Annotated in this window: 12 protein-coding genes; 11 read left to right on the plus strand and 1 reads right to left on the minus strand. The window is 67.2% G+C overall.

What is annotated here, in order from left to right; all coding sequences use genetic code 11:
• The first annotated feature begins 80 nt into the window (after positions 1-80).
• From atpB to IFT79_RS06845, 9 genes are read left to right on the plus strand one after another with little or no spacing between them, the layout of a single operon-like run.
• Positions 81-887 carry a F0F1 ATP synthase subunit A gene (gene atpB, locus IFT79_RS06805; RefSeq protein WP_043594504.1) on the plus strand — a complete coding sequence of 269 codons (807 nt, stop codon included), beginning with the start codon at positions 81-83 and terminating at the stop codon, positions 885-887.
• Between the two features lie 54 nt (positions 888-941).
• Positions 942-1,175, plus strand: coding sequence for an ATP synthase F0 subunit C (atpE, locus tag IFT79_RS06810; protein WP_043594505.1), 234 nt, complete (start codon positions 942-944; stop codon positions 1,173-1,175).
• Positions 1,176-1,195: 20 nt separating this feature from the next.
• Complete coding sequence (locus IFT79_RS06815; protein ID WP_056045898.1) at positions 1,196-1,756, plus strand: F0F1 ATP synthase subunit B; 561 nt, start codon at positions 1,196-1,198, stop codon at positions 1,754-1,756.
• Positions 1,757-1,758: 2 nt separating this feature from the next.
• A complete protein-coding gene (locus IFT79_RS06820) occupies positions 1,759-2,553 on the plus strand; it encodes a F0F1 ATP synthase subunit delta (protein ID WP_056045895.1) in 795 nt (264 codons plus the stop codon).
• A gap of 59 nt (positions 2,554-2,612) precedes the next feature.
• Entirely contained in the window at positions 2,613-4,250 is a 1,638-nt protein-coding gene (gene atpA, locus IFT79_RS06825) for a F0F1 ATP synthase subunit alpha (protein WP_056045891.1), read from the plus strand.
• A gap of 44 nt (positions 4,251-4,294) precedes the next feature.
• The gene (locus IFT79_RS06830; RefSeq protein WP_056045889.1) at positions 4,295-5,194 is read left to right on the plus strand and encodes a F0F1 ATP synthase subunit gamma; all 900 of its coding nucleotides are present in this window, start codon (positions 4,295-4,297) and stop codon (positions 5,192-5,194) included.
• 41 nt (positions 5,195-5,235) lie between these two features.
• Entirely contained in the window at positions 5,236-6,696 is a 1,461-nt protein-coding gene (gene atpD / locus IFT79_RS06835; RefSeq protein ID WP_043594513.1) for a F0F1 ATP synthase subunit beta, read from the plus strand.
• A 2-nt stretch (positions 6,697-6,698) separates the two neighbouring features.
• Positions 6,699-6,959 (plus strand): F0F1 ATP synthase subunit epsilon, encoded by a 261-nt coding sequence (locus IFT79_RS06840; RefSeq protein ID WP_043594515.1) that lies wholly within the window; start codon positions 6,699-6,701, stop codon positions 6,957-6,959.
• 28 nt (positions 6,960-6,987) lie between these two features.
• Positions 6,988-7,743: a YaaA family protein gene (locus IFT79_RS06845; protein WP_192123378.1), complete on the plus strand. Its 756-nt coding sequence runs from the start codon at positions 6,988-6,990 to the stop codon at positions 7,741-7,743.
• Between the two features lie 33 nt (positions 7,744-7,776).
• Here IFT79_RS06845 and IFT79_RS06850 read toward each other — a convergent pair whose 3' ends face one another.
• A complete protein-coding gene (locus tag IFT79_RS06850) occupies positions 7,777-8,337 on the minus strand; it encodes a methylated-DNA--[protein]-cysteine S-methyltransferase (protein ID WP_192123380.1) in 561 nt (186 codons plus the stop codon).
• 211 nt (positions 8,338-8,548) lie between these two features.
• Between IFT79_RS06850 and IFT79_RS17055 the strand changes: the two genes are divergently transcribed.
• Together IFT79_RS17055 and IFT79_RS06855 are read left to right on the plus strand one after the other, a co-directional pair.
• A complete protein-coding gene (locus tag IFT79_RS17055; RefSeq protein ID WP_267658643.1) occupies positions 8,549-9,103 on the plus strand; it encodes an FHA domain-containing protein in 555 nt (184 codons plus the stop codon).
• Positions 9,100-9,897 (plus strand): PP2C family protein-serine/threonine phosphatase, encoded by a 798-nt coding sequence (locus IFT79_RS06855; protein WP_123570230.1) that lies wholly within the window; start codon positions 9,100-9,102, stop codon positions 9,895-9,897. Before IFT79_RS17055 ends, IFT79_RS06855 begins: the two co-directional genes overlap by 4 nt.
• The last annotated feature ends 47 nt before the right edge of the window (positions 9,898-9,944 follow it).

Genomic DNA, 9,944 nt, shown 5'->3' on the forward strand with positions numbered 1-9,944 from the left:
CGGATGACAAACCCCACCAATCGTCGCGACACTTCAGGGTGCTCGCCCCGACACAGGAGATAGCGCTGATAGCGAACGCTGTGAACCTGCTCTCCGCTGCCGAAGCCGGCCACGGGGACGGGGGATTCCATGCCCCGACTCTTGACGAGTTCTTCCCTCCCGCCATCTTCTTCGAGGGCACCCCCTTCGAGCTGAACCGCATCATGCTGGTCCGCCTCTTCGCGATCGCCGTCATGTTGCTGCTGTTCTGGCTGGCCCTGCGCAAGGGGCGGCTCATCCCGTCCCGCGGGCAGAGCATCGCCGAGCTGGGCCTCGACTTCGTCCGCATCCAGATCGTCGAGGAGATCCTCGGCGAGAAGCTCGGACGCAAATACCTGCCGTTGCTGGCCGCCATGTTCTTCGGCATCTTCGCCATGAACATCACGGGCATCATCCCCGGCCTCAACATCGCAGGCACGTCGGTCATCGCCATGCCCCTGCTGCTGGCGGTCGTGGCCTACATCATGTTCATCTACGCGGGCTTCCGCGAGGCCGGTGGCGCGACGTTCCTGCGCAACGCCCTCTTCCCGCCCGGTGTGCCGTGGGTCATGTACATCCTGCTGACGCCCATCGAGTTCATCAACATCTTCATCGTGCGGCCGATCTCCCTGGCCCTCCGACTCCTGTTGAACATGATGGTCGGCCACCTCTTGCTGGTGCTCTGCTTCGCGGCGACGCACTTCTTTTTCTTCAGCATGAGCGGGGGCTTCATGGCCTTCGGTGCTCTCACCCTCATCGGTGGCTTCGTGATGACCATCGTCGAGATGGCCGTCGCCGTGCTGCAGGCCTACGTCTTCACGCTCCTCGCCTCGGTCTACATCCAACAAGCCGCGGCGAAAGAACACTAAATACAGACGACGCACGTCATCCGACGTGCATCGCCCAACCGGAAGGAAACACAAGTGGACACCACCACGATCCTCGCTGAGATCAACGGCAACATCGCGACCGTCGGCTACGGCCTCGCTGCGATCGGCCCCGGCATCGGTATCGGCATCGTCGCGGGCAAGACCGTCGAGGCCATGGCCCGCCAGCCCGAGCTGGCCGGCCGCCTGCAGGTCACGATGTTCCTCGGCATCGCGTTCACCGAGCTGCTGGGCTTCATCGGCCTCGCCGCCGGCTTCATCTTCTCCTGATCAGTTAGGACGACACACCGATGATCGAGACGATCCTCGCGGCCGAGGGTGGTGCGCCCGAAGGCGCCGCCATCTTCTTCCCCGCTGGTTACGACATCCTCTGGTCCTTGGTCGTCTTCGTGGTCATCGCCGCGTTCTTCGGGCTCTTCGCGATCCCCAAGTTCCGCAGGATCCTCGACGAGCGTGCCGAGCGCATCGAAGGCGGCATCAAGCACGCCGAGGCCGCGCAGGCCGAGGCTGCCAAGGCCCTCGACGAATACAAGAAGCAGCTGGCCGACGCTCGTGCCGAGGCCGCTCGCATCCGTGAGGCTGCGCGCGCCGAGGGCAACGAGATCATCGCCGAGCTCAAGCAGCAGGCGCAGGCCGAGGCCGACCGCATCACCGCCTCCGCCCACGCGCAGATCGAGGCCGAGCGTCAGGCCGCCGTGGCCTCGCTCCGGTCCGAAGTCGGATCTCTGGCCATCGACCTCGCCTCCGGCGTCATCGGTGAGTCGCTGAGCGACGACGCGAAGGCGTCGGCCGTGGTCGACCGCTTCCTGGCCGATCTCGAGGCGGACGAGAACGCTAAGGCGGGCAACTGACGATGGGTTCCATGTCCCGAGAAGCACTTGGTTCGGCGCGGTCGGTCTTGTCCGACCTCGGCGGGTCGGTCGACCTGACGACCGGCGAGCAGTTGCTCGACGCCGGTCGGGTCATCGGCGGCTCCGTTCAGCTGCAGTCGTATCTCGCCGACCCCGCTGTCGACGTGGCGACCAAGAAGCAGCTGCTCGACCGGCTCTTCGGGTCGTTCTCCGAGTCGACGCGAGCGGTGCTCGTATCGGTCGTCGGCAGCCGCTGGTCGTCGTCCGACGATCTGCTCGCCGGCATCGAAGAGGTCGCCTTCCGAGCGATCGCGACGACCACGCCGGCCGACAGCAGCATCGAGAACGAGCTCTTCGCCTTCGATGCCGCCGTCCGCACGGATTCGCAGCTCGAATTGGCCCTCGGCTCCAAGCTGGGTGACCCCGCCGCCAAGGCGGACCTCGTCGAGCGCCTGCTCGGAGGGAAGGCCAGTCGTCAGACGGTCGCCATCGTGATGCACCTGGTGCAGCAGCCCCGTGGCCGTCGGATCGGTGAGCTCCTCCGTCACGCGGCCGACATCGTCGCCGATCAGTCCGATCAGCTCGTCGCCACCGTCACGAGCGCCGTCCACCTCGACGACGCCCACGTCACTCGGTTGCAGCACGGTTTGGCCAGGCAGTTCGGGCGTAGCCTGCGCATCAACCAGGTCATCGATCCCGCCGTCGTCGGCGGCCTCCGCGTCCAGGTGGGCGACGAGGTCATCGACGGCACCGTTGCGACGAAGCTCAGCCTGCTTCGCCTGCAGCTCGCCGGCTAGTCACGCTCTCACACACAGACTCGAGGCCTCCCGAAGCCTCGCTACGAATAGGAATCACAATGGCAGACATCAAGATCAGCCCGGATGAGATTCGCGACGCGCTGAAGGACTTCGTCTCGTCGTACGACCCTTCGAAGGCCTCCACCACCGAGGTCGGCCACGTCACGGACGCAGCCGACGGCATCGCCCACGTCCAGGGGCTCCCCGGCGTCATGGCCAACGAGCTCATCCGCTTCGCGGATGGCACGCAGGGTCTCGCTCAGAACCTCGACGAAGACGAGATCGGCGCCATCGTCCTCGGCGAGTTCTCCGGCATCGAAGAGGGCATGGAGGTCACCCGCACGGGTGAGGTCCTCTCCGTCCCCGTCGGCGACGGCTACCTGGGTCGCGTCGTCGACCCGCTGGGCGCACCCATCGACGGTCTCGGCGACATCGCCACCGAGGGTCGTCGTGCCCTCGAACTCCAGGCCCCCGGTGTCATGCAGCGCAAGTCGGTCCACGAGCCCATGCAGACCGGCATCAAGGCGATCGACGCCATGATCCCCGTCGGTCGTGGGCAGCGCCAGCTCATCATCGGCGACCGCCAGACCGGCAAGACGGCCATCGCGATCGACACGATCATCAACCAGAAGGCCAACTGGGAGTCCGGCGACGAGAACAAGCAGGTCCGCTGCATCTACGTCGCCATCGGCCAGAAGGGCTCCACGATCGCCTCGGTCAAGGGTGCCCTCGAAGAGGCCGGAGCCATGGAGTACACGACGATCGTCGCCGCTCCCGCCTCGGACCCCGCCGGCTTCAAGTACCTCGCTCCGTACACCGGGTCTGCCATCGGTCAGCACTGGATGTACAGCGGCAAGCACGTCCTCATCATCTTCGACGACCTGTCGAAGCAGGCCGAGGCCTACCGTGCCGTCTCGCTCCTCCTTCGTCGTCCGCCGGGACGCGAGGCCTACCCGGGTGACGTCTTCTACCTGCACTCGCGTCTTCTCGAGCGTTGCGCGAAGCTGTCCGACGAGCTGGGCGCCGGCTCGATGACGGGTCTGCCCATCATCGAGACCAAGGCCAACGACGTCTCGGCGTACATCCCGACCAACGTGATCTCCATCACCGACGGCCAGATCTTCCTGCAGTCCGACCTCTTCAACGCGAACCAGCGTCCCGCGGTCGACGTCGGCATCTCGGTGTCGCGCGTCGGCGGTGACGCCCAGGTCAAGTCGATCAAGAAGGTCTCCGGCACGCTCAAGCTCGAACTGGCCCAGTACCGCTCGCTCGAAGCGTTCGCGATGTTCGCGTCCGACCTCGACGCGGCGAGCCGTCGTCAGCTCGCACGTGGTGCACGTCTCACCGAGCTCCTCAAGCAGCCGCAGTACTCGCCCTACCCGGTCGAGGACCAGGTCGTCTCGATCTGGGCCGGCACCAACGGCAAGCTCGACGAGGTCCCCGTGCCGGACATCCTGCGTTTCGAGCGCGAGTTGCTCGACTACATGGGCCGGAACACGTCGGTGTTGTCCGATCTCAGGGAGAAGAACGTGCTGTCGGACGACATCGTCGCGGCTCTCGAGAGCGGCATCGACTCGTTCAAGCAAGAATTCCAGACCGGTGAGGGCAAGCCTCTCGCTTCGGTGGGACGTGAAGAGTTCGAGGCCACCGACGCCGACGACGTCAACCAGGAGAAGATCGTCAAGACGAAGCGCTGACGCGCCCGTTCGACGTTCACGACTGACGAGACAACAGGAGAGTAATGGGAGCCCAACTCCGGGTCTACCGGCAGAGGATCCGCTCTGCGCAGACGACCAAGAAGGTCACTCGCGCGATGGAGCTCATCTCGGCCTCGCGCATCCAGAAGGCGCAGGCCCGGATGAAAGCCTCCGGGCCGTACTCGCGAGCCATCACCCGCGCGGTGTCGGCCGTGGCGACGTTCTCGGACGTCGACCACGTGCTGACCACCGAGCCCGAGACGGTCGAGCGTGCCGCGATCGTCGTGTTCACGTCGGACCGCGGCCTCAACGGTGCGTTCAGCTCGAACACGCTGAAAGAGAGCGAGCAGCTCGCGCAGCTGCTGCGGAGCCAGGGCAAAGAGGTCGTCTACTACCTCGTGGGTCGCAAGGCCCAGGGGTACTTCGCCTTCCGTCGTCGTGACGCCGAGCAGGTGTGGACGGGCAACACGGACCAGCCCGAGTTCGTCACGGCGAAAGAGATCGGTGACGCCGTCGTCTCCAAGTTCCTCACCGAGGCGGCCGAGGGCGGCGTGGACGAGATCCACATCGTCTACAACCGTTTCGTGAACATGGTCAGCCAGGTTCCCGAGGTCGTCCGTCTGCTTCCCCTCGAGGTCGTCGAGGGGATCGAAGAGCCCGGAGAGGACGAGGTCCTGCCGCTGTACGACTTCGAACCCGATCCGACCGAGGTCCTCGACGCCCTGTTGCCGGTCTACATCGAGAGCCGTATCTTCAACGCCATGCTGCAGTCGGCCGCCTCCGAGCACGCCGCCCGTCAGAAGGCCATGAAGGCTGCCAGCGACAACGCCGACACCCTCATCCGCGACTTCACCCGTCTGGCCAACAACGCGCGTCAGGCCGAGATCACGCAGCAGATCTCCGAGATCGTGGGCGGCGCAGACGCCCTCGGGTCGGCCAAGTAGAGCTCTGCACCACAGCATCATCATCCGAAGAGAGAGAAGCCATGACTGACACCGCAACCGCACCGGTCGCGACCGAGTCGGCTCCCGGCGTCGGGCGCATCGCCCGGGTCACGGGCCCCGTCGTCGACATCGAGTTCCCGCACGATGCCATCCCCGGCGTCTACAACGCGCTGACCACGAAGATCACCATCGGTGACACGACCACGCAGATCACGCTCGAGGTCGCCCAGCACCTCGGTGACGACCTCGTCCGTGCCATCGCCCTCAAGCCCACCGACGGCATCGTCCGTGGGCAAGAGGTCATCGACACTGGCGCGCCGATCTCCGTGCCCGTCGGCGACGTCACCAAGGGCAAGGTCTTCAGCGTCACGGGCGAGATCCTCAACCTCGAGGGTGACGAGACGGTCGAGATCACCGAGCGCTGGCCCATCCACCGCAAGCCCCCGAAGTTCGACCAGCTCGAGTCCAAGACCCAGCTGTTCGAGACGGGCATCAAGTCCATCGACCTCCTCACGCCTTACGTGCAGGGCGGCAAGATCGGTCTCTTCGGTGGTGCGGGTGTCGGCAAGACCGTCCTCATCCAGGAGATGATCCAGCGTGTCGCGCAGGACCACGGTGGTGTGTCGGTCTTCGCCGGCGTCGGTGAGCGTACCCGCGAGGGCAACGACCTCATCGCCGAGATGGACGAAGCGGGCGTGTTCGACAAGACCGCGTTGGTCTTCGGCCAGATGGACGAGCCGCCGGGAACCCGTCTCCGCGTCGCGCTGTCGGCCCTCACGATGGCCGAGTACTTCCGCGACGTGCAGAAGCAGGACGTGCTCCTCTTCATCGACAACATCTTCCGCTTCACGCAGGCCGGTTCCGAGGTCTCGACCCTTCTGGGTCGCATGCCCTCGGCCGTGGGTTACCAGCCCAACCTGGCCGACGAGATGGGCGTCCTCCAAGAGCGCATCACCTCGACGCGCGGTCACTCGATCACCTCGCTGCAGGCGATCTACGTGCCTGCCGACGACTACACCGACCCGGCTCCCGCGACGACGTTCGCGCACCTCGACGCGACCACCGAGTTGTCGCGTGAGATCGCGTCGCAGGGTCTCTACCCCGCGATCGACCCGCTGACCTCGACCAGCCGCATCCTCGACCCGCGTTACCTGGGCCAGGCGCACTACGACACGGCGATCCGGGTCAAGGCCATCCTGCAGAAGAACAAGGAGCTGCAAGAGATCATCGCCATCCTCGGTGTCGACGAGCTCTCCGAAGAGGACAAGATCACGGTGTCGCGTGCGCGCCGCATCCAGCAGTTCCTCTCGCAGAACACCTACATGGCCAAGAAGTTCACGGGTGTCGAGGGCTCGACCGTCCCGCTGAAGGACACCATCGAGTCCTTCACCGCGATCGCCGACGGCGAATTCGACCACGTGGCCACGCAGGCATTCTTCAACGTCGGCTCCATCTCGGACGTCGAAGAGAAGTGGGCTCAGATCCAGAAGGAGAACGGCTGATCGTGGCTGCTCTCACTGTCAGCGTCGTCTCGGCCGACCACGAAGTGTGGTCGGGCGAGGCGTCGTCGATCGTCGCTCGCACCGCCGAGGGTGAGATCGGGATCCTTCCCGGTCACGAGCCGATCCTCGCCATCCTGGCCTCGGGTCAGGTCAGGGTCCGGTTGTCCGACGGCACCACCGTCGAGGCGACTGCCGACGACGGTTTCCTGTCCGTCGAGAACGACACCGTGACGGTCGTCGCGCGCAACGCACAGCTCAACTGAGCTCCGCCCGTCTGCACCACCGAACGACATGCTGTTCCTGCTGCCCCCGTCCGAGACCAAACTCGACGGGGGCAGCGTCGGTTCGCGGCTCGATGTGACGGCACTGTCGTTCGACGAGCTCGACGGCCCCCGCCGCGCCTCCTTGGCCTTGCTCGACGAGATGTCGGCCGACGTCGCGGCGGCCGCCGCCGCCCTCAAACTCGGTCCCACGCAGGCTCACGAGGTCGAGCGCAACCGGCTCGTGACCGTGTCGCCCACGATGCCCGCTCTGTCGCGCTACACGGGGGTCCTCTTCGACCCTCTCGGTGTGGCAGGCATGAGTGCCGATGCGTGGACGTGGGCTCACCGGCACGTACTCGTGCATTCGGCCTTGTTCGGCTTGCTCCGGGCTGGTGACGAGATCCCCGCCTACCGGCTCTCGCACGACTCGAGGGTCCCCCGGACGTCGTTGAAGAAACTCTGGCGAGGGCCGGTGTCCGCGGTCCTGGCAGGCGTCGGCGAACTCGTTGTCGACCTGCGATCCGAGGGATACGTCGGTCTGGGGCCGGCGGGGACGAGGTCGACGTACGTCCGTGTCGTCTCGGATGCGGGCGACCGACGCCGAGCCCTCAACCACTTCAACAAGAAGAGCAAGGGGTTGTTCGTTCGCGCCCTCCTGGCCGATCGTCCGGACCTGGCCGACATCGGCGACCTGACGGAGTGGGCCCGCGGTCGAGGGTTCGTGCTCGAACCCGGAGACGAGAGCGTGCTCGTGGCGGAGTCGGTCCTGCAGGCGTCCGTCTGATCGGCGGGCGGGCGGCGACCCTTCAGATCTGTCTCAGTCCAGGGGCACGGGACCCTCTCGGAACGCGATGCCCTCGTGGCGGAGGAGCCACTTCTTCGTCTCGACCCCTGTGCCCACGGTGTAGCCGGTGACGCCGCCCGTCCGGCCCAGGACGCGGTGGCACGGGACGAGCAGGGGGAGCGGATTCACCGCCACCGCTCCACCGACGGCTCGCCCGGCCCGAGGATTGCCGAAGGTCCCGCCGAGTCGTCCATAGGTCGTGGCCCGTCCCCACTCGACCTCGAGCAGCGCAGACCAGACCGAGCGCTGGAAGCTCGAACCGACCAGGCGGAGCGGAAGATCGAAGCGCGTGCGCACTCCTTCGAAGTAGCCGTCGACCTGACGTCGGGCTGCATCGAGCAGGTTGTCGGGCCGCTCGGGTTGACCGTCGTGAGGCAGGACGCCCTCACGCTCGATCGCGAGGCCCTCGACGGCGAAGTGCCGACTGACGATCTCGATTCGTCCCACGGGGGAGTCGAGTCGGACGAGCCCCGGCGGTTCGTCGTCGTCGGCACGGCCGGGTGGCAGCGGGGGTACGAGGACGAGGTCGGTCATGGCGTCACGTTAGGGCGGCCGCCCGGTCGGGACGCCGGAGAACGGGCCGGGTGTGAACCGACGGCTGCCGCACCCGGCGTGGGGAGGAGACGTGCGGTGGTGCAGCCTGGGCCCGGGTGTGGACGCGGCACCCGAACGGACCGGTCACCGGGCGCTAGCGTGGAGGTCGTGGTCGCCGAACCGCGCCAGAGCCCCCGGTGAGAGGAACGAGATGCCCACCGAACAGTCACCAGGATCGTGGCACCGAGTCGGCTCGATCGACGACACGGTCGTCGGTCGCCCGGCCCGCCCCTCGGGCGTCGACGAGACGGACGCGGACGACACGGTCCTACGGGTCTCCCCGCCGGCACGGCCGCCGACGAGCGGGGAGCCGAACCCGTCGGGCCGACCCACCCCGCGCCTCCACGGGGTGAGGGTCGCCGGGCAGGACCTGTCGCTCGACGTGCCCGTCATCGTGGGGCGTCGCCCGACCGGGCCGCGCGTGGGCTCTGGACCCCTGCCACGGTTGGTGACCGTGCCGTCTCCGCGACACGAGGTCTCGGGGGCGCACGTCGACGTGCGCCAGCACGGGGGCACCGTCGTCGTCACCGACCTGCGTTCGACGAACGGGACCCGGGTGATCGAGCCCGGACGCGTTCCCGTCGTTCTCCGGCAAGGCGAGTCGCTCGTCGCCCGTGCAGGCACGATAGTGGACGTAGGTGACGGGAACCTTCTCGAGATCCTGCCTCCCCAGCGCATCATCCCGACGAAAGAACCCCTCCTGTGACAGAGCTCGGCCGCCCCACGACCGCCCACGCCCTCGGCCTCGACGGCCCGGGGCTCACCTTCGACTGGGCGGGGGTGACCGACGTGGGTCGTCGCCGAGCGCACAACGAGGACAGCTACCTCGCAGAGGCGCCGCTGTTCGTCGTGGCCGACGGCATGGGAGGGCACAGCGCGGGCGACGTGGCGAGCGACGCGGTCGTGCGCCGCATGAGCGAGATCGCGTCACGCCCGTTCGCCACCACGGACGACGTCGAGACGGCCCTCCGCGTGGCCACGGAGGACATCGCGGTGGCGGCGGCCGACACCGAGCTCGGGGTCGGCACGACGGCCACCGGGGCGTTCCTCTCACGAGAGGGAGAAGGCGCCGAGGTCGACTTCACGGTCTTCAACGTGGGCGACTCCCGCGTGTACATGTTCGAAGACGGCCGTCTCCGCCAGGTGACCGTCGACCATTCCGTCGTCCAGGAGATGGTCGACGCGGGGCTCCTGCACGCGGACGACGCCGAGAAGCACCCCGACAGCAACGTGATCACCCGGGCGGTCGGGTTCGACGTCGACCCGCGTCCGGATTACTGGAGGGTGCCCGCCCGACCCGGCCTGCGCCTCCTCGTCTGCTCGGACGGCCTGACCAAAGAACTGTCCGCCGGGCGGATCGCCGAGCTCCTCGGCGGCGTCGACGGTGCCGAGCCAGCGGCGACGGCCCTCGTCGAGGCCGCCGTCGAGGCGGGTGGACGCGACAACGTCACGGCCGTCGTCGTGGACGTCCGGAGCGCCGAGACGACGGACGCCGAGTAGGCGCGACACGCGGACACGGACGGCCCCGCCCCCGAAATGGGGGGACC

The organism is Frigoribacterium sp. CFBP 8759 (genome assembly GCF_014841655.1).
In the GTDB taxonomy this organism is placed as follows: domain Bacteria; phylum Actinomycetota; class Actinomycetes; order Actinomycetales; family Microbacteriaceae; genus Frigoribacterium.